This window comes from uncultured Rhodoblastus sp. (genome assembly GCF_903903185.1).
Lineage (GTDB): Bacteria > Pseudomonadota > Alphaproteobacteria > Rhizobiales > Beijerinckiaceae > Rhodoblastus.
This window is the reverse complement of sequence record NZ_CAIUXT010000028.1, coordinates 1-19,512: the sequence shown is the minus strand read 5'-3', so window position 1 is coordinate 19,512 and position 19,512 is coordinate 1. Positions and strand designations below refer to the sequence as shown.

Annotated in this window: 18 protein-coding genes and 1 pseudogene; 15 read left to right on the top strand and 4 right to left on the bottom strand. The window is 61.3% G+C overall.

The window, feature by feature from the left end; genetic code table 11:
- Positions 1 to 200 precede the first annotated feature (200 nt).
- The 15 genes and pseudogenes from QZY01_RS02185 (at position 201) to QZY01_RS02110 (ending at position 15,257) form a co-directional block, all read left to right on the top strand.
- On the top strand, positions 201 to 1,583 hold the full coding sequence (locus QZY01_RS02185; RefSeq protein ID WP_294532776.1) for an IS1182 family transposase: 1,383 nt from the start codon (positions 201 to 203) through the stop codon (positions 1,581 to 1,583).
- Between the two features lie 266 nt (positions 1,584 to 1,849).
- Positions 1,850 to 2,218 carry a metalloregulator ArsR/SmtB family transcription factor gene (locus QZY01_RS02180; protein ID WP_294532774.1) on the top strand — a complete coding sequence of 123 codons (369 nt, stop codon included), beginning with the start codon at positions 1,850 to 1,852 and terminating at the stop codon, positions 2,216 to 2,218.
- Between the two features lie 124 nt (positions 2,219 to 2,342).
- The gene (arsB, locus tag QZY01_RS02175; RefSeq protein WP_294532772.1) at positions 2,343 to 3,416 is read left to right on the top strand and encodes an ACR3 family arsenite efflux transporter; all 1,074 of its coding nucleotides are present in this window, start codon (positions 2,343 to 2,345) and stop codon (positions 3,414 to 3,416) included.
- A gap of 4 nt (positions 3,417 to 3,420) precedes the next feature.
- A complete protein-coding gene (gene arsC / locus QZY01_RS02170; protein ID WP_294532838.1) occupies positions 3,421 to 3,843 on the top strand; it encodes an arsenate reductase (glutaredoxin) in 423 nt (140 codons plus the stop codon).
- The gene (arsH, locus tag QZY01_RS02165; RefSeq protein WP_294532769.1) at positions 3,836 to 4,558 is read left to right on the top strand and encodes an arsenical resistance protein ArsH; all 723 of its coding nucleotides are present in this window, start codon (positions 3,836 to 3,838) and stop codon (positions 4,556 to 4,558) included. The genes arsC and arsH overlap by 8 nt, the downstream gene beginning before the upstream one ends.
- Positions 4,559 to 4,787: 229 nt before the next feature.
- Positions 4,788 to 5,696, top strand: a pseudogene (locus QZY01_RS23835) (PstS family phosphate ABC transporter substrate-binding protein).
- A gap of 295 nt (positions 5,697 to 5,991) precedes the next feature.
- Positions 5,992 to 6,522, top strand: a complete 531-nt coding sequence (locus tag QZY01_RS02150) for an arsenate reductase ArsC (protein WP_294532761.1) — start codon at positions 5,992 to 5,994, stop codon at positions 6,520 to 6,522.
- Positions 6,519 to 6,875 carry an arsenite efflux transporter metallochaperone ArsD gene (gene arsD / locus QZY01_RS02145; protein WP_294532758.1) on the top strand — a complete coding sequence of 119 codons (357 nt, stop codon included), beginning with the start codon at positions 6,519 to 6,521 and terminating at the stop codon, positions 6,873 to 6,875. The genes QZY01_RS02150 and arsD overlap by 4 nt, the downstream gene beginning before the upstream one ends.
- A 188-nt stretch (positions 6,876 to 7,063) precedes the next feature.
- Positions 7,064 to 8,131: a phosphate ABC transporter substrate-binding protein PstS gene (gene pstS, locus QZY01_RS02140; protein WP_294532757.1), complete on the top strand. Its 1,068-nt coding sequence runs from the start codon at positions 7,064 to 7,066 to the stop codon at positions 8,129 to 8,131.
- Positions 8,132 to 8,319: 188 nt separating this feature from the next.
- Positions 8,320 to 10,089 carry an arsenical pump-driving ATPase gene (gene arsA, locus QZY01_RS02135; RefSeq protein ID WP_294532755.1) on the top strand — a complete coding sequence of 590 codons (1,770 nt, stop codon included), beginning with the start codon at positions 8,320 to 8,322 and terminating at the stop codon, positions 10,087 to 10,089.
- 717 nt (positions 10,090 to 10,806) lie between these two features.
- Positions 10,807 to 11,823: a radical SAM protein gene (locus QZY01_RS02130; RefSeq protein ID WP_294532753.1), complete on the top strand. Its 1,017-nt coding sequence runs from the start codon at positions 10,807 to 10,809 to the stop codon at positions 11,821 to 11,823.
- 4 nt (positions 11,824 to 11,827) lie between these two features.
- Complete coding sequence (locus QZY01_RS02125) at positions 11,828 to 13,255, top strand: FAD-dependent oxidoreductase (RefSeq protein ID WP_294532751.1); 1,428 nt, start codon at positions 11,828 to 11,830, stop codon at positions 13,253 to 13,255.
- Positions 13,252 to 13,944 (top strand): TVP38/TMEM64 family protein, encoded by a 693-nt coding sequence (locus QZY01_RS02120; protein WP_294532749.1) that lies wholly within the window; start codon positions 13,252 to 13,254, stop codon positions 13,942 to 13,944. Before QZY01_RS02125 ends, QZY01_RS02120 begins: the two co-directional genes overlap by 4 nt.
- Positions 13,941 to 14,606 carry a TIGR04283 family arsenosugar biosynthesis glycosyltransferase gene (locus QZY01_RS02115; RefSeq protein ID WP_294532747.1) on the top strand — a complete coding sequence of 222 codons (666 nt, stop codon included), beginning with the start codon at positions 13,941 to 13,943 and terminating at the stop codon, positions 14,604 to 14,606. The genes QZY01_RS02120 and QZY01_RS02115 overlap by 4 nt, the downstream gene beginning before the upstream one ends.
- Before the next feature lie 3 nt (positions 14,607 to 14,609).
- Positions 14,610 to 15,257 (top strand): TIGR04282 family arsenosugar biosynthesis glycosyltransferase, encoded by a 648-nt coding sequence (locus QZY01_RS02110; RefSeq protein WP_294532744.1) that lies wholly within the window; start codon positions 14,610 to 14,612, stop codon positions 15,255 to 15,257.
- Positions 15,258 to 15,466: 209 nt separating this feature from the next.
- Here QZY01_RS02110 and QZY01_RS02105 read toward each other — a convergent pair whose 3' ends face one another.
- The 4 genes from QZY01_RS02105 to QZY01_RS02090 all read right to left on the bottom strand — a co-directional run bounded on the left by QZY01_RS02105 (position 15,467) and on the right by QZY01_RS02090 (position 18,840).
- Positions 15,467 to 16,309, bottom strand: a complete 843-nt coding sequence (locus QZY01_RS02105; RefSeq protein ID WP_294532742.1) for a sterol desaturase family protein — start codon at positions 16,307 to 16,309, stop codon at positions 15,467 to 15,469.
- Positions 16,310 to 16,535: 226 nt separating this feature from the next.
- Positions 16,536 to 17,780, bottom strand: coding sequence for an FAD-dependent oxidoreductase (locus QZY01_RS02100; RefSeq protein ID WP_294532740.1), 1,245 nt, complete (start codon positions 17,778 to 17,780; stop codon positions 16,536 to 16,538).
- 56 nt (positions 17,781 to 17,836) lie between these two features.
- Positions 17,837 to 18,109, bottom strand: a complete 273-nt coding sequence (locus QZY01_RS02095) for a hypothetical protein (protein WP_294532738.1) — start codon at positions 18,107 to 18,109, stop codon at positions 17,837 to 17,839.
- A gap of 488 nt (positions 18,110 to 18,597) precedes the next feature.
- Positions 18,598 to 18,840 (bottom strand): BrnA antitoxin family protein, encoded by a 243-nt coding sequence (locus QZY01_RS02090; RefSeq protein WP_294532736.1) that lies wholly within the window; start codon positions 18,838 to 18,840, stop codon positions 18,598 to 18,600.
- Positions 18,841 to 19,512: the final 672 nt, after the last annotated feature.

Sequence of the window (19,512 nt, the reverse complement as noted above, 5' to 3'; positions counted from 1 at the left end):
CATCGCGCTGCCGGCAATCGGCTCGAACGCGTCAATCAAGCTCTGCTCGCAATGGCCGCTGCAACGTCGTCAGCGGCCTTTTTTCGGCTTCGGTCGAACGCTTTTTCGTGACCGATGCTGTTGAAAAACTCGGTTGCCCGGTTGCCTTGAGCGGGTCGGCGTGATTCCATTTTCTCGTGATTTGCGAGGGGATTCCGCCGATGATGGGACGCCAGTCCGCCGATCAGGCCCAATTCTTTTATGCGTTTAATCTCGATGCGCGCGTTCCCGAAACTCACCTGTTGCGCCGGATTGACGTGTTCGTCAGGCAGGCGTTGGCGGATGTTCATTCGGAGATGGCGGAGTTCTACAGCCACACCGGCCGACCTTCGATCGATCCCGAATTGCTGATGCGGATACTGATCATTGGCTATTGCTATGGCATACGCTCCGAGCGGAAGCTGTGCGAAGAAGTATCCCTGAACCTGGCCTATCGCTGGTTTTGCAGACTCGACCTTGATGACGCAGTTCCCAACCACTCGAGTTTTTCGAAGAACCGCCACGGCCGGTTCCGCGACAGCGATCTCTTGCGCGGGGTTTTCGAGCGCGTGGTCGGAGTTTGCTTGGCGGTCGGCCTGATCAAAGGCGACGGCTTTTCGGTCGATGCGAGCGTGATCGAAGCCGACGCCAGCCGCTACCATGGTCTCGCGCCCGAGAAGATCGACTGGAGCACGGTCAAGAAGCCGTCGCGCGCCGTGCGGGAATATCTTGAGGCCCTCGATGAAGCGGAGGAGCCGGAGGAAGGCCGCAAAGCGCCTAAAGTGATATCGCCGTCCGACCCTGCATCCGCCTGGACCGCCAAGGCGAACAAGCGGGTTCAGTTCGGCTATGGGCTCAACTATCTGATCGACAACGAGCACGCCTTCATCGTCGATGTCGAGCCGACGCCGGCCCGGACCTTCGATGAAGTGCGAGCGACTGCCGTCATGATCGAGCGCACAGAGGAACGGTTCGGTCTAAAGCCCAAGCGCCTCGCGGCTGACACCGCTTACGGCACGGGCAAATTCCTCGGCTGGCTGGCGCAGGAAAAGATCGCCCCGCACATTCCTGTCTGGGACAGAAGCACGCGCGAGGACGGGACTTTCAGCCGCGCCGACTTCGCCTTCGATCCCGAAAAGAATCAATACTCTTGTCCGGCGGGCAAACCGCTCAAGCAGTTCAATCGCGTCTACTCGAAGCCGCGCTCGGGCATCACGCATGCGGGGCAGATGATTTACCGCGCGAGCAAACTGGACTGCGATGCGTGCGAACTCAAGGCCCGCTGCTGCCCGAACGCTTCACCTCGAAAAGTCCCAAGAAGCGTCCATGAAGACGCTCGCGATGAGGCCCGCCAGCTTGCGGGCACGCCGGAGTTCGAACGGTCACGAAACGAGCGGAAGAAGGTCGAGATGCTGTTCGCGCATCTGAAGACCACGCTTCGTTTTGAGCGAATGAGGCTCCGAGGCCTCAGCGGCGCGCGAGATGAGTTTCTCTTGGCCGGCATAGCGCAAAACCTCAGGCGCCTCGTCAGACTGACGACACCCGCTGAACCCCAAGCGATCTGAAAGGGGGAGCAAAGCAAGCACGACGGGGGAAGGCAGAGCAAAAACCATCCGTCTCGCGTCAATCTCATCGCCCCGCCGCTGGGACGCCGGAAATATCGCCCAGTTTTTCAACGGCATCGACCCCAAGCGGCCAGTCGCCAAACTTATCTTGCGTTTCAAACAACGGCTGAAGGCCGCGGTTGCTATCACAATGGTAGTCGCCAACAATGTGATGGCTTGAGTCGCATTTTCTTGCGCCAGACATATTAATCCGATAATCTAGATATATGAAAGAAACATCCGCTCTTGCCGCTCTCGCGGCTCTCTCGCAGGCGACCCGTCTGCAAACATTCCGACTTCTCGTCGCGCGCGAGCCCGATGGCATCCCCGCCGGCGAATTGGCGCGGCTGGTGGGCGTTCCGCAGAACACGATGTCGGCGCATCTGTCGATTTTGGCCAACGCCGGGCTGGCCAACGGCGAGCGCCAAAGTCGGTCGATCATTTATCGCGCCGATCTCGCCTTGTTTCGGGAGGTCGTCCTTTTCCTGCTGAAGGATTGTTGCGGCGGTCGTTCGGACGTCTGCGCGCCGGTTCTAGCCGATCTCATGCCCTGTTGTCCGCCCGGGTCTCACACGGACGACCTCGATCATCAATGATCGCGCGGCCGGCGATCGCTGGCCGCAACCCCATGCTCCCAAGTGGATGCGCCCGTCTTGCTCCGACCCGTCGATGTTCGAACTCAACCGCAGGCGGACTGGTCCGTGTCCCCGGAGTGAAGTCATGTCGAAATTCGAACGCTACCTGACTCTCTGGGTCCTGCTCTGCATCGTCGCGGGCATCGGCCTCGGTCAATTCCTTCCCGGCGTGTTTCAGGCCATCGGCGCCGCCGAAATCGCCAAGGTCAATCTGCCCGTCGCCTTGCTGATCTGGTTGATGATCATCCCGATGCTGGTCAAGATCGACTTCGCCGCGCTCTCGCAGGTCGCGCAGCATTGGCGCGGCATTGGCGTGACCCTGTTCATCAACTGGGCGGTGAAACCGTTTTCGATGGCCCTGCTCGGCTGGTTCTTCATCGGCTGGCTGTTCAAGCCTTATCTGCCCGCCGATCAGGTCGACTCCTATATCGCCGGTCTCATTCTGTTGGCTGCGGCGCCCTGCACCGCCATGGTCTTCGTCTGGAGCAACCTCTGCAAGGGCGAGCCGCATTTCACGCTGAGCCAGGTCGCCCTCAACGACGTCATCATGATCGTCGCCTTCGCGCCCATCGTCGGTCTGCTGCTGGGTCTGTCCGCGATCACCGTGCCGTGGGATACGCTGCTTCTGTCGGTGGCGCTTTATATCGTCGTTCCCGTCATCCTGGCGCAGATCGTGCGGCGCATTTTGCTCGCGCGGGGCGGCGACTCGGCCTTGCAAGGCTTGCTCGACACCTTGCAGCCATTGTCGCTCGTCGCTCTTCTGGCGACATTGGTTCTGCTGTTTGGTTTTCAGGGCCAGCAGATTCTGGCGCAGCCCTTGATCATCGCGATACTGGCCGTCCCGATCCTGATCCAGGTCTATTTCAATTCGGGACTAGCTTATCTGCTTAACCGCGCGTCCGGCGAAGCCCATTGCGTCGCCGGTCCCTCGGCGCTGATCGGCGCGAGCAACTTCTTCGAACTGGCCGTCGCCGCCGCCATCAGCCTGTTTGGTTTCCATTCTGGCGCGGCTCTGGCCACGGTCGACGGCGTGCTGATCGAAGTGCCGGTGATGCTTTCGGTGGTCAAGATCGTGAACAGCACACAGGGCTGGTATAACTCCGGCGCCGCCGTCCGTCGTGTCGCTGCCGAAAATCTCAGGGAGAAGATCGTTGGCTGAGGAAATGCAGGTGGTCATCCACCACAATCCCGATTGCGGCACGTCCCGCAACGTCCTCGCCATCATCGAGGCGGCGGACTACAAGCCGACGGTGATCGAATATCTCAAGACCGGCTGGAGCCGGCCGCAACTCGAAGGCCTGTTCGCCGCCGCTGGCCTGACCCCGCGCGAGGCTTTGCGGACGTCGAAATCGCCCGCCGCCGAACTTGGCCTGCTCGATTTGGCCGTCGATGACGAGACGCTGCTTGCTGCGATGATCGCGCATCCGGTGCAGGTCAACCGGCCTATCGTCTGCACGGCGAAAGGCGTCAAGCTGTGCCGCCCCAGCGAGGTTGTGCTGGATCTTCTCGATCGCCTGCCGCCGGGTCCGCTGGCCAAGGAAGATGGCGAACTCCTGATCGACGCGGAGGGCCGTCGCGTTGGCTGATCCTCTGGACCCGACTCCGAATCTCGACGAAGCCTGTTTCCAGCCTGTCGACGAAAAAGCGCTGTTCGACGCGCCGCGCGAAAAACATGCGCCGCGCATCCTGCTGCTTTATGGTTCTTTGCGGAAACGATCCTTCAGCCGCTTGTTGAGCGAAGAGGCTGCCCGAATTTTGCATCGCTTCGGCGCAGAGACGCGAACCTATTGCCCAAGCGGCCTGCCTCTGCCCGACGATTCCGAGGCCGACCATCCCAAGGTGCAGGAATTGCGCGATCTCGTCGCCTGGTGTGAAGGCATGGTCTGGTGCTCGCCCGAGCGCCATGGGGCGATGACGGGCGTCATGAAGGCGCAGATCGACTGGATTCCGCTGACCCTTGGCGCCGTGCGGCCAACGCAGGGCAAGACGCTGGCGGTGATGCAGGTCTCGGGCGGCTCGCAGTCCTTCAATGCGCTCAATCAGATGCGCATCCTCGGGCGCTGGATGCGGATGATCACCATTCCCAACCAATCGTCGGTCGCCAAGGCCTTCATGGAATTTGGCGACGATGACCGGATGAAGCCCTCGGCCTATTACGACCGCGTCGTCGACGTCATGGAGGAATTGGTCAAATTCACGCTCCTGACCCGCGGCCGTTCGGATTATCTCGTCGATCGTTATTCCGAGCGCAAGGAGAGCGCCGAGGCGCTGTCGAAAAGAGTGAATCAGCGGTCCATTTGAAGCCCTTCGATCCGTCCCTGGCGACATACCTCCGATTGCCCTGATGCAAACACGCAGCGGCGTCACACTCGCCATCGCTCGATAAATCGGGCGCGCCCCTTGGCTGCAACCGACTCCAAATATTTATCCCTGTCGCTTATCTGTCATTTATATCTGAAAATCTGGATACCTGGATTAACTGGGGCAATGCCCACTCGACTGACTGGCCAAGAGTTTGAGGAGGAATAGCATGAAATTGAATGTTTTCGTCGCGGCGACCGTCGCGATTATGGCGGCAACCAATATGGCCTTCGCGCTTGACGGTTCGCTTCCCGATTATCAATCCGTTGGCAGCCTTTCTGGCGAAATCAAATCGGTCGGTTCGGACACGTTGAACAACGAGATGACCGCCTGGTCCGAGGCCTTCAAGGCGAAATATCCGGGCGTCAAATTCGAGATCGAAGGCAAGGGATCGGCCACCGCGCCAGCGGCGCTGCTTGCCGGCGCTTCGCAGTTCGCGCCGATGTCGCGTCCGATGACGTCAGATGAGATCGACGCCTTCGAAAAGAAATTCGGCTACAAGCCCGCCCACTTCCGGGTCGTGATCGATGCCCTTGCTATTTACGTCAACAAGGACAATCCGATCAAATGTCTCTCCCAGATGCAGATCGACCGTATGTTTTCATCGACGCGCAAGGGCAGCGGCGGCAGGGACATCTCGACCTGGGGCGACGTCGGGTTAGCTGGCGATTGGTCGTCGAAGCCGATCACTTTCTAAGGGCGCAACATCTTGTCGGGCACCTATGAATTTTTCCGGACGCATGTCCTGTATGGCGGCGACTATAAGCCGAGCGTGAATCAGCAGGTCGGCTCCGCCGCCGTCGTCGCGGGCGTGGCGGGCGACAAGTTCGGCATCGGATATTCCGGCCTTGGCTACAAGACAGAAGGCGTTCGCGCAGTTTCTGTGGCGGCCTACGACGGCGGCGAATGCTACGAGACATCGGCGGAATTGGTTCGCGCCGGCAAATACCCGATTGCGCGCTATCTCGAAATTTACGTGAACCGGAAGCCGACCGAGGCGCTCGATCCATTGCGGGCCGAGTTCATCAAATTCATACTGTCGAAGGATGGCCAGGCCCTGACGGAAAAGGGCGGCTAGTATTCGATCGACAGCGAAGAGCGCCAGACCGACCTGGGTCGCCTCGGCATTTCCGCAGGCGGACAATGATCGCTGGCGGCGGTCGATCGAACCCACGTTTACAATCGGCCGCCATTTCGAAGTCCCTTGCCGTCCTGCAAAATATCCGATAATCTGGATATATAGATAAAATTAAGGATGGGCGTCGGGTTTTGGTTATGACGCTCCGCTTCCTGCCATTTATCCGATCGCGGCCGGTCATGTCTCGCCGATGTCCGCGGACTTTCAATCGCCGTTATCCGAAAGGGCTCAAATCATGTCCGACCGCATCTTCAATGCTTTGTTCCTATGTACGGGAAACAGCGCCCGATCCATTCTCGCGGAAAGCATCCTCCGCAAGGACGGCGCGGGCCGATTCAACGCCTTTTCGGCGGGAAGCCATCCCAAGGGCGAAATCAACCCCCTGGCGATCAAGACTCTCGCCAACTATGAATATCCGACCGACGGGTTTCGGTCGAAGAACTGGGAAGAGTTCGCAGCCCCGGGATCGCCAAATCTGGATTTCGTTTTCACGGTCTGCGACAACGCCGCGGGTGAAGCCTGTCCGATCTGGCCGGGACAGCCGATGACGGCGCATTGGGGCATTGAAGACCCTGCCGCCGTCGAAGGCACGGACATCGAGAAACAGCGCGCGTTCAATCTGGCGTTTCGCTACCTCAAGAACCGCATCTCCTTGCTGCTCGCTTTGCCGATGCACCGGCTCGACAAACTCGCTTTGTCGAAGAAATTGGAAGAGATCGGCGAAACCGAAGGCGCTACCCATCTGGCGCAAGGAGAAGTCAAGTGAAGACGATTCAGGTGTTTGACCCCGCGCTGTGCTGTAGCACGGGCGTGTGCGGCGTCGATGTCGATCAAGCCATCGTCACCTTTTCAGCGGATGTGGACTGGGCGAAGCAGAATGGCGCGCAAATCGAGCGGTTCAATCTGGCCCAGCAACCCATGGCTTTCGCAGAAAACGCCACGGCGAAAGGCTTTCTGGAGCGCTCCGGCCAGGAAGGCCTGCCCTTGATCCTTGTCGATGGCGAAATCGCCCTTGCCGGCCGATACCCGAACCGGACGGAACTGGCGCGGTGGACCGATCTCGCGGAAACCCCGGCGGAATCCAAGCCTGGCGGCTGTTGCGGGGGCAAAAGCTGCTGAAGTTTCAAAGAGGCCAAAAAAGTTCATTTGCTTCGAGCCGCGCTTCTTTTTCTCACCGGCAATGCCGGGGTGGGCAAGACCGAGATCGCCTGCGCAACGGCGATTCAACGCGCTAAAGCAGGGCGCCTCGGCAAGTGGTCCAACAAGAGGTTGCGCGCTCAACAACCTTGTAAATGGGGGAGATCGCCATGCTCACACGTCGAATGGCTCTTCGTAACTCGTTATTGGCGAGCGGGGCCGCTCTGATGGGCTCAACGCTCGCGGAATACAGCGCGGAAGCGGATGAAAACCTTTCCTTGCATGGCGCGGGATCGACGTTTTCAGCCCCGCTTTATAAAAAGTGGATCGAGGCCTATCAGCAAGACCACAAGGATGTTTCGTTGAGTTATGACGTCGTAGGCAGCGGCTTGGGCGTCTCGCGCTTTGTCCATGGCGCCGTCGATTTCGGCGCGACCGACGTTTTGCCGGGCGGGTTCATTCTTTCCACCGTCAAGCGCGGCGTCATCGCCGTGCCCGTGACCGCCGGCATGATCGTCCTCGCTTACAATATCCCCGGCCTGGGGGGCGTTCTGAATCTGCCGAAGGATGTTTACGCGGACATCTTCACCGGACACATCAAAGTCTGGAACGACGCTCGAATTGTTCAGGCAAACAAGGATCTTCATCTGCCTAACCGCGACATCGCCGTCGTGGTGCGGCAGGACAGCAGCGGGACGACCGCCGCTTTTACCCGCAATCTCGTCGCGATCAGTCCGAACTGGGCGGCGACCGGCGCCGGCGACGGTTTTACCATCGATTGGCCGACGGCGGCGATGCTCGGCAAGGGCAACGAGGGCGTGGCGCAAAAGATCAAGATCAGCGAAGGCTCGATCGGCTTCGTCGAATATGGTTTCGCTAAACGCCTCGGGCTGTCGATGGCGATTCTCGAAAACGACGCCGGGAAATTCGTTTCCGCGAGCGAAGCCTCCGGGACGGCGGCCTTGCTGGCATCGGAACGCGCCTCGGTTGCCAACCCGCTGGTATCGGTAGACGATGTGACCGCGAACCCGCCAGGAGACGCCTCCTACCCGATCGTCACTTTGAGCTATTTGCTTCTCTACAGGAAATATGCCGACGCCAGGAAAGCTTCCGCGCTGAAGGATTGGGTCAAATGGGGGCTTACGACGGGCCAGACCTTCGCGTCAGGCCTGGGCTATATCGCCTTGCCTGCCGAAACAGCGGCGCACGCCGGGCGGGCTTTGGACAGCCTTTCCTGAAGATATTAACGCCTTGGGGGGGTCGCAGGCGCTTCGCCGTCCAGGTCGACTGCGAAGCGGTTCGGCAAGCCGGTCGCCCCGAAAGGCGCCGAACGACCCGTTGGAACGGCGCCGTCGAAACACCCGCCGAAGCGAAACAGAGCCGTTGTTGCGGCGGAAAAAGCTGCTGAACGCAGCGAGGAGTCGTCATGAAGTTTCTGGAGCAGCCGCCGCGCTTCCTGTTTTTCACTGGCAAGGGCGGCGTCGGCAAAACGTCGATCGCCTGCGCGACGGCGATCCAGCTTGCCGAAGGCGGCGCCGAGGTTCTGCTGGTTAGCACCGATCCAGCGTCCAATGTCGGGCAGGTTTTCGGCGTCCGAATCGGCAATCGGATCACGGCGATTTCCGACGTGCCGAGCCTTTCCGCCCTTGAAATCGACCCGCAGGCGGCGGCTCAGGCCTATCGGGACCGCATCGTCGGACCTGTGCGCGGCGTCCTGCCTGACGCCGTGGTGAAGAGCATCGAAGAGCAGCTTTCCGGCGGCTGCACGACGGAAATCGCCGCCTTCGACGAATTCACCGGCCTGCTCGTCGATTCCGCGCTGACCGCCGGTTTCGACCATATTGTCTTCGACACGGCTCCGACCGGCCATACGATCCGGATGTTGCAACTGCCCGGCGCCTGGAGCGGCTTTCTGGAAGAGGGCAAGGGCGACGCCTCCTGTCTCGGTCCGCTCGCCGGTCTCGAAAAGCAGCACGCGCAATATCATGCCGCGGTGGAGGCTCTGGCCGATGAAAAACGGACGCGCCTGATTCTGGTCGCCCGCGCCCAGCCCTCCACTTTGCGAGAAGCCGCCCGCACCCGGACGGAACTCGCCGCAGTCGGGCTTGGTCGGCAATATCTGGTGGTCAACGGACTGTTGCCGCGATCGGAAGCAGCGCTGGATCCGCTCGCCGCCGCCATCTACCAGCGCGAACAGGCGGCGTTGGCGGCCATTCCCGACGCGCTTGCGAAGCTGCCGCGCGATGATATTGCGCTTCTTCCCTTCAACCTTGTCGGCGTCCCGGCCTTGCGGAGACTGCTTGCAGGAACGGCGGCGCCCCTCGTCGCCGACGACGGCGAACCGGTCGCGCTCGAAGCGCCCGGTCTTTCCCGACTGGTCGACGGCATCGCCGCCGACGGTCATGGGCTGGTCATGCTGATGGGCAAGGGCGGCGTCGGCAAAACCACCGTGGCCGCCGCCATTGCGGTCGAACTGGCCCGGCGCGGGTTCCCGGTGCATCTCACCACCTCCGACCCCGCCGCCAATCTGTTGGAAACGCTGCACGCCTCGCTCGACCATCTGACGGTGAGCCGCATCGATCCCCATGTCGAAATCGAGCGCTATCGCCGGGAGGTAATGGCGACCAAGGGCGCGGCGCTGGACGCCGAAGGCCGGGCGCTGCTCGAAGAGGATTTGCGCTCGCCCTGCACCGAGGAAATCGCGGTCTTTCAGGCTTTTTCGCGCGTCATCCGCGAGGCGGGCAAGAAATTCGTGGTGATGGACACCGCGCCGACCGGCCACACTTTGTTGCTGCTCGACGCCACCGGCGCCTATCATCGGGAAGTCGTCCGCCATGTCGGCGACAAAGGCGGCCATTACATCACGCCGATGATGCAGTTGCAGGACCCGAAGCAAACCAAGGTCCTATTGGTCACTCTGGCCGAAACCACGCCCGTCCTTGAGGCGGCAAGCCTGCAAGAAGATCTGCGCCGGGCTGAAATCGAGCCATGGGCCTGGATCGTCAACAACAGCGTGGCGGCGGCGCAACCGCATTCGCCTTTGCTGCGCCAGCGCGCTCGCAACGAATTGCGCGAGATCGAGGCCGTGGCGACCCGTTACGCCTCGCGCTATGCGGTCGTGCCATTGTTGAAGGACGAGCCCGTCGGCGTCGAACGGCTATTGGAATTGTGCGGCCACGTGACGGAAACGGCTTGACGACGCCCACGGGTCAATCAGCGATCCATCTGGCAAGGTTGGCGGGTCGTGGCATCATTGAATGCATTTAGACCAAGCTTGCCGATTGAATGAAGGCACAACGTAGCGGGTTCGTTCAATCGGCGGCCAGATCATGGCGGCGTGGTAGGCAATTTCGTTTCAGCTGGCGCAGCGTCGTTTAGCAATCGAGAAGCGCGATGGATGGCGCCGCCGCTTTTTGGCGCATTCTGAGGCCCGCGTTTCGGCTTCGGCAACAAAAGATGCGGCGCGCCGCCTCATGATTGATGTCCGCAAACCACCTAAAATATAAACTCTTTAAGCCGAAGACGAATGCCCGCTTATTGGCGCCGAGCCGTATATGGCGGTCGCAAGCGAATGGCGGCTTACTTACCGAACTTTGCCGGTTACGTCGACCGACGGCTTCTCTTGGGCTGCGGCCTTTGCACGACCGGGTAATTGTGCCCCGTTGGAGCCGTTTGTCCCTTGGGGGTCGAGGGTTTGGTGACTGCTCAAATCGGTCCTTCGCATCCTGCCGGCGCTTCACCAATGAGCGAATTTGCTTCTCGCCGCGCCCGATGAGCAAATTCGACCAGCGCGTTTCCGACCCAGCATACTGGACGGCGTCCTGCAAATGGCGGCAATTGATGAGGCTGTCGACGAAACATTTGGGTCGTTTCCAACGAATAGGGTCATATGTCTCTAAAAGGATTTCCAAGGATGAGCGCCGGACTGACCAACGCCCAATGCGCCAGTGGCGAGGTCGGCGAACAGGAACCGAGGGAGCCGCAGGCCGCGCCCCGAGTCTTGTCGACGCAAAAATTCCTGGATCCGGAATGGACGGCGAAGGGCGACAGGCGGGCGTCCGTCGCGTTGGTCCGCCTGGAGACGCTGTGGTTCAACACCGGAACCTTGTGCAATCTGGCTTGCGAAAATTGCTACATCGAGTCGTCGCCCAAGAACGACCGACTTGCCTATCTCACTCGTGCAGACGTCCGCGCCTACCTCGACGAGATCAGGACCTTGGCCCTTCCCCTCGGGGAAATTGGCTTTACGGGCGGCGAACCCTTTATGAATCCCGATATTCTCGGCATGATCGAGGACAGCCTTGAATTCGGCGCCCGCGTGCTGGTCCTGACCAATGCGATGAAGCCTTTGCAACATCTCAAGTCGCCCCTGCTCGACCTCGACAGGCGTTTTCCCGGGCGTCTGGCCCTGCGCGTTTCGCTCGACCACTATGAAGCGACGGGTCACGAAAAAATTCGCGGCGCTGGCTCCTGGGCGCCGGCGATAGAAGGCTTGCGCTGGTTGGCCGAGAATCAGTTCGACCTGGCGCTGGCCAGCCGCAAGCTCTGGCATGAGAGCGAGGCAGAGTTGCGCGATGGCTTTCGACAGCTTTGCGTGGAACAGGGCCTGCCGATCGACACGGGGGATCCGTCGCGTCTGGTGCTTTTTCCCGAAATGGAAGCCCATGAGGACGTTCCCGAAATCAGCGAAGGCTGCTGGGCCATTCTCGGCAAGAGCCCCGACCAGGTCATGTGCGCCACATCGCGCATGGTGGTGCGGCGCAAGGGCGCTTCCAGCCCCGTTGTGATCGCCTGCACGCTCCTGCCTTACGATCCAGGGTTCGAGATGGGCGCGACGCTCGACAAAGCTTCCCGACCGATTCAGCTCAATCATTCACATTGCGCCCGCTTCTGCGTCCTCGGCGGCGCCTCCTGTAGCCCCCGGAGCTGACGCCATGGCGGAAAGGATCATCGCCGACCTGTGCATCATAGGTGGCGGTTCCGCCGGATTGTCGGTGGCGGCCGGCGCGGCGCAAATGGGGGCGCGAACGGTGCTGATCGAAGCCGCGCGCATGGGCGGCGATTGCCTCAACACCGGCTGCGTCCCCTCCAAGGCCTTGCTCGCGGCGGCCAACGCCGCGCAAAACGCCCGCGAGGCGCGGAAATTTGGCGTCTTTCCGCAAGGGCTGAAGGTGGATTACGCGCTGGCGCAAAAACATGTGCGCGAGACCATCGATGGCATTGCGCCGCATGATTCCGTCGAAAGGTTCACGGGTCTCGGCTGTACCGTGATCCAGGCGTGGGCGCGTTTCACCGATGACCGGACGGTCGAGGCCGGCGGGAAGTCCGTCGGCGCGCGCCGCTTCGTGATCGCGACAGGCAGCCGCGCCGCCGTTCCGTCGATACCAGGGCTGGCCGAGACGCCCTTTTTCACCAATGAAAACCTGTTCGAAAACACCGTCCTTCCGGCCCATCTGATCGTTATCGGCGCGGGCCCGATCGGCTGCGAAATGGCGCAGGCGCATCGCCGGCTAGGTGCGGAGGTGACGCTGATCGACATGGGGCCGTTGCTGCCCAAGGACGATCCCGACGCTGTGGCCGTGGTGCGGCGCAAATTTCTCGGCGAGGGAATCGCCCTGAACGAAGGCGCGAAGATCGCCCGCGTCGAAAAGCGCGAAGGCGGCGTCGCCGTTGCGCTTTTTGAGGGCGCGGACGAACGCTGGATCGAAGGGTCGCATCTGCTGGTCGCGGCAGGCCGCAAGGCCAATGTCGAAAATCTCGGCCTCGAGGCGGCGGGGGTCAAATTTTCCGGCAGGGGCGTCGAAGTCGACGGCCGCCTGCGTTCCAGCAACAAGCGCATTTACGTTGCGGGCGATGTCGCGGGCGGCCTTCAGTTCACCCATCTGGCCAGCTATCACGCCGGGGTCATCCTTCGCAACGCGCTGTTTCGCCTGCCGGCCAAGGCCGCGCCAAAGGCGCTACCCTGGGTAACCTATTGCGATCCCGAACTGGCGCAGGTCGGACTGACGCAGGAACAGGCAGCAAAACTTCATGGTGCGGCGATCCGCGTCCTGCGCGCCGAATTTGCCGACAATGACCGAGCCCGCGCCGAAAAAATCCGTGAAGGCTTTCTCAAGGCTATCGTGGGCAAGCGCGGCGCGATCCTCGGCTGCACCATTGTCGGGCCAGACGCCGGCGACTTGATCCAGCCCTGGGTCCTGGCCATGAGCCAGGGGATGAAAATTGGCGCTCTGGCCTCGATGATCGCGCCCTATCCGACGCTCGGCGAAATCAGCAAGCGGGCGGCGGGCTCCTTTTACACGCCCAGCCTGTTCTCGCCGCGCACGCGAAAACTGGTGCGCTTCCTGGGACTGTTCGGATGAACGCCAAAAGCGTCCTGATCATAGCGGTTTTCGTCGCCTTGGCGGCGGCGAGCTACGCGCTGGACCTGCGCCAATATCTCACGCTCGATTCCCTGCGCGACCATCGCGCCGCTCTTCTGGCTTTCGTCGAGGTTCACGGTCTGGGCGCGGCGCTTCTGTTCATTACAGCCTATACGCTGGTGGTCGCCTTCTCGATACCGGGCGCGGCGATCATGACTTTGGCAGGCGGCCTGCTGTTCGGCGCGGTCGTTGGCGCGCTGTTCAGCGTCATTGGCGCGACATTTGGATCCTCCATCCTGTTTCTGGCGGCGCGCACCGCGCTTGGCGACCTGCTCAGGCGAAAGGCCGGTCCATTAGTCACGCAAATGGCCGAAGGCTTCCAGCGCAACGCCTTCAATTACCTTTTGTTCTTGCGGCTGGTCCCGGCCTTTCCCTTCTGGGCGGTCAATCTCGCCGCCGCTTTGCTAGGCATGGGCTTCACGCAATTCCTTCTCGCGACATTCCTGGGAATCATCCCGGCCAGCGCCGTCTTTTCGTCCTTCGGCGCCGGCCTCGGAAGGGTTTTCGACGCTGGCGGCGCGGTCACGCTGTCCTCCGCGCTCAGCCCGCAACTCCTCGCAGGTCTGATAGGCCTCGGGCTGCTGGCTCTCGTTCCCGTCATCGTCGAGCGGATGCGGCGGCCGTCATGACTTTGTCGGTCGTCGTCCCCATGCTCAACGCCGCCGGCGGCCTTTCGGCGACGCTGGCGCCGTTGCAGGGCGTCGATGAGATCGTTGCGGTTGACGGCGGCTCCACCGACGATGGGCCGGAACTTGCGAAAAGCCTTGGCGCCAAAGTGATCGCGGCGCCGCGCGGACGCGGCGGGCAGTTGCAGGCAGGGGCCGCGGCGGCCACGTCGGATTGGCTGCTGTTTCTGCATGCGGATACGGTTCTGGCTCACGATTGGCGCGTCTGTGCTGCCGCCTTCATTGCCGATCCCGCCAATCGCGATAAAGCCGCCGTCTTTCGTTTCGCCCTCGATGACGATGGCCTTGCGGCGCGGCGGCTTGAGGCTATGGTCGCCTGGCGCGTCAAATGGCTCGGCCTGCCCTATGGCGATCAGGGCTTGCTGATTCACCGCGATCTTTATGATCGGTTGGGCGGCATAAAGCCGCTGCCGTTGATGGAGGATGTCGAATTTGTCCGGCGCATAGGCGCCGCCAATATAGTTCGTCTGCCCGCCGTCGCGCGAACCTCGGCGACGCGTTGGCGGCGCGACGGCTGGCTGCGTCGAAGCGCGCGTAATCTTGCCTGTCTTGGCCTCTATTTCGTCGGCGTCCCGCCCCGCCTCCTCAAGAAGCTCTATGATTGAGCCATGGCCCTTGCGCGTCACCTCGTCCTTTTCACCCGCTGTCCGCGTCTCGGCGCGGGCAAGAAGCGGCTTGCGGCCGGCATCGGCCAGATGCAGGCCCTGCGCTTCCAGCGGGTGATGCTTGCGCAGGCGGTCCTGCGTCTTGGTCGTGATTCGCGCTGGACGACATGGCTGGCGGTGACGCCCGACAGGTCCGGCCCCTGGCCTTCGAATATCGGCATTCTGCCACAGGGCGGGGGCGACCTTGGAGCGCGCATGGCGTCTTGCGCTCGACGGCTTCCGCCCGGACCGGTCCTGATCATCGGCGCCGATATTCCCGGAATTTCAGCCGGCGAAATCAATCGGGCCTTTCGCCTGCTGAGGGACCGGACGGCGGTGTTTGGTCCGGCCGCGGACGGCGGCTATTGGGCGGTCGGCCTGCGCCGCCGTCCTCACTTCATCGATCCGTTCAGGGAGGTGCGCTGGTCCAGCCCACATGCGCTTGCCGATACAATGGCGAACCTGCGCGGCGAGCCCGTCGCGATGCTGGAGGTTCTGGAAGACGTCGACGACGCCGCATCCCTGGCGCGGCAAGCCGACTGGGAGAGCCTTTTCGCTCGCCGGCCCCGACGCAAGGTCCAGACGTTTCAGCAACAGCCGCCGCCATCGTAAAACCAGGTCGAGTCCGACACGTAAAGATCGTCGCGTCCAAGCCGGCCGAGCGCCGCCGTTATCTTGTCGCTGACCGCCAGAGGCTGGTTCTGCGAAAAGACATGGCCTTTCCCGTCGTCGAAAAATTCCTCGTCGCCGTGATAGATCGCAGTCTTCCCGGTAAAGACGCAAGTTCCCTAAAAAGCATTGGATACTTGGCCAAGGGACGCTCAGGATCCGACGCGCCGCCGGTTGATTGGAGTTTGGTCTTCGGCTGCGATCAGGGGCTGGACAAGCATCCGATCGAGCCGTAGTTGGGCTGGATCGCGAAAGTTCTCAAGTCCGATCGTCATGCCTTGTTGGCCTGCAGCCGGTTCTTCTCGATACGTGCCAAGCAACCGGTCCCACCAAGGCAAGTTGAAGCCGAAATTGCTGTTGGTTTCGTCCGGCACGGTCGAATGATGAACACGATGCATGTCCGGGGTGACGACAAACCGGCGCAAAATCCTGTCCAGCCGTGCGGGCAATTCGACATTGCCGTGGTTGAACATCGCTGTGGCGTTGAGCAGGACTTCGAAGATCAGCACGGCGAGCGCGGAGGCGCCCAGCGCAGCAACCGCCGCAAGCTTGATCATCATGGACAGAATGATCTCGACGGGATGAAACCGTGCGCCCGTCGTCACGTCAAAATCGATATCGGCATGGTGCATCCTATGCAGCCGCCAAAGCGCCGGCACGGCATGGAACATCACGTGTTGCAGGTAGATGACCAGATCAAGAAGGGCTACGGCGACAATTACCTTCACCCAGCCGGGAAACACAAAATTGTTGAACAGTCCCCATCCGCGCTGTTCCCCGAGCGTCGCAATCCCCACCGCCGCCATCGGAAAGATCGCCCGGACGGCTGCGGTATTCAGCGCGACGATGGCCAGATTGCTCGGCCAGCGCGTCCAGCGGGAAACGAGACGGCTGCGCCGGGGACTGAACGCTTCCCAGGTTGCCATGCCGGCCAAAACGCTGGCGAAAATGCTCAGTCGAATGAATGGTTCATGGACAAGCAAGAAATTCGGCATTCGGTCAATTCCAGCTCAAGAGCGGATCGTTCGTTTTGGATTACTGCGGAAGGGAAGGCATAGGGCGTCGCCGAGATCTCATCCCAGCCTTCACGATACGAAAAATTGCAAGAATTGTCACAGGACCGAAACGCCCTTCAACCGACGGAGATCCGCTTTCCCGTGACCGATCGGACCGTTCGGGCTGTCCACGATTGTCTGATTCTGCTCCCGTATTGTCGGCGCTTTAAAGTTGGCCCGGCGCCAGGGCGGCCAGCACTTCCTCCGCGGCGCGAAAGCCGCTGTGATAGGCGCCGTGCGCGGTCGAGAAATCATGCGGGTGCGTCGCCTCGCCAGCAAAGAATATGCGCTGTTCGAACGGACGCGCCAGAACCGCCCGCTCCGCCGCATGTCCGGGGAGCGCATAGCTGTAGGCGCCGCCAATAAATGTCGTGCGCCCCCAACAGGTCGCGATGAGCGGATGCAGGCGGCGGCGCACGCTTGATCCAAACAGCGCGACGAGTTGATCGGCCGCATATTCGAATCCGGCGGCCGGCCCCGCGTCTTCGATGATCCCGGCGCCTTCGCCGCCCAGAAAACATTCGATGACGGGCCTGCCAAAGGGGCGGATGAAGTAAGAGCCGGTGCGAGGGTCGCACGGGTTTCCGAGTGCGTGCGTTTCTGGTTCGAACGGGCTGTCGCCGACAATTTCCAGAAAAGCCTTTTCATTGCGTCCAAGAGGCAGGAGGGCTGCGGCGCGGCGCCAGGCTTCAAGACAGGACGGAAGCTTGATCGCTCCGCCAGCCAGCGCCGCCGTCGAGACGGTGAGGAGTGCGGTCCGCGCGCGAATGGCGCCAGCCGGCGTCTCCAACTTCACCCCTTTGCGATCCAGTTCGATCGACTCGACCGGGGTCGAAAGACGGAGGTCGATGGGACGAGGCAGGCTTGAGGCGATGAGCGCGCCATATCCGGCTGGCGCGCGCCAATTATTGTCGGTCGAAGCCTCATCATAGGCGACGAAATCTTTGGCGGAGAGGCGGTTCGGCGCGGCGCCGCTGATAAAGCCGCTCATGGCCTCTATAAACGCGTTCCACTCGCCGTCGGGATCCAGCGCATCCGCAGCGCAGTCGCTTGGCGGCGGGGCCGACATCAGCCGTGCGCTCCACGCAGCGAAAGCCTGACTGGCCGCTGACTGTTCAGTTTGAGTGAAGCCGAGGTCGCGGTACTGGGAGACCCAGGCCGGATCGCGTTGATCGATGGCGTATCCGGACGCTTCGGCGAGGCGTGTCCAATGGTTCCGGTCAGCGGAATGGAGCCATTCGCAGCCGAGGTCGAGAGGCATGTTCGCGATGTTGCAAGTCGAGGCCCTGCCGCCGACCCGCGCCGTCGCCTCGATCAGCAGGACCGACAACATTGTTGGCGCCAGCCGTCGCGCCGCGGCGATTCCGGCGGCGCCGGCTCCGACAATCACGACGTCGATATCGGCGCTCATAGAACTGGCTCCGGTTTTAAGAAGAATGGCTCGCCCTTAAGCCCGCGTGAGGTCGTTTAGGCGTCGAACGCCTTGAGGCCGACATACGCGACGCGGCCGCCGTCCCGACTTTCCTCGATCTGAAATCTATGGAGACTTCCATCCAGCAAGGGTTTTGGATTGAAATTCTTCACGCTGCGGCGGCCAAGGTGCAGCAGGTCGACGATGAGATCGCCGATCGCGTCACCAGCGTCGGTTCCGGTTCTGTTACGAAATGTATCGATGGCGGCTTTTGCCCAATCAGCTCGGTCTTCGTTGACGTTGGCATCGTTGTTATTTGATTTGGACATGGCTTTCCCCGTGGAGGTGGTTGAGGGGCCGTGAGTGCACGGCCGATGGCCAGGCTTTCAACGGGTATCCCCTCCCTTAGGAGCTGGGAGTCCGACCGAAGTATGGCCGCACGTAAAATGGTCGGATACAGAAAACGGAGCGTGCATTTCGATCAACAATCTCTCACCCGCGGGTCGGGCAGCATGACCTTGCTTTGATTGGGGGTGCCTCTGTTTAGCTGGCGAGCGCTAGCGACGGGCTCAGTGCGGGGTTTGAAGGTTTTGTCGCGAAGCTGTCCGTCCACGCCTTCCAGCGCGGCGCGCCACTTCCAACATCGGCAATCGCTTGCAGGAGAAGATCACGATTTTGGCGCGCTGCAAGTGTTTGAGGGAACAGCTGCGATTACCGGACGATCTCCTTCAGGCGATGTGCGTCGCCGGCGCTCAAGAGGATGCTGATTGTCTTGGCCATGGCCCCACTTGAGAAAAACCTTTGAGAGCTCGCCGGATTACAAGCCCGTTGCCCGCCGGAGCGCATCGTTGATTCGCTCCTGCCAACCCGGCCCATCCTCTTGAAAATGTGCAATCAAATCGCTGTCGAGCTTGATCGACACCAATTCTTTGGAGACGGGAACGCCGCCTTTTCCTTGCGCGCGGACGGGCTCGGCCGATGGCGGTGTCGCTGGTTTGAACACAGCTTCGGCTATGGACAGGGCGTCGGTCGGTCGATATCGGTTCGGTGGTCTCGTCATGCGAATTCTTCCGTTACGATTCTATCCGATACGGCTTGGCCACGCCCTGCAACCAATGGGAGCCGGAGGCAATGGTGATGATAGATTATACCGGAACGTGTGTGGACGCCCCCACGAATGTGAGCAGAATCTTTAACTAGCAGGACAAAGTGGTCGGGTGAGCGCGCACGAAAACGTAACGACATCAGTCGTTCCTGTCCTGGCGCAGCCTACCAATCGATCAGCAATGGACAGGACTCCGAGCGCGTCATGGAGGGCAAGCCAACGAGCTGGCGGCCAGAGTCAGGATGTCGCGCCTATCCAAGGTGTAATACCGTCTTGAAGATCGTCAGCAGGATCGCCGCCCCGACGAAGAGGAGCCACGCCCTGCGCGAGTCCTTGCGGGCCCGCATCTCCCGCCAAACGGGTTCAAATTTCGGAGGCGATTCACGCGTGTTCGAATAGGTTCCGAATCGGCTCGAACGCTTATTCCAAACTTTTTCCCGCTACGGCCGGTGCAACGTCGTCAGCGGACTTTCCCGACTTCGGTCGAAAGCGTGTTCGTGACCCTGAACGGACTCAACACCACTTTCACCAAGTCATTCGGAACGACGGGCGACCGTTTCACCCCACATTTGTGCAAACAGAGCATCGGGGTTGGCAGCCCATGCTCGCAAGCAGGCCGCTCCTTCT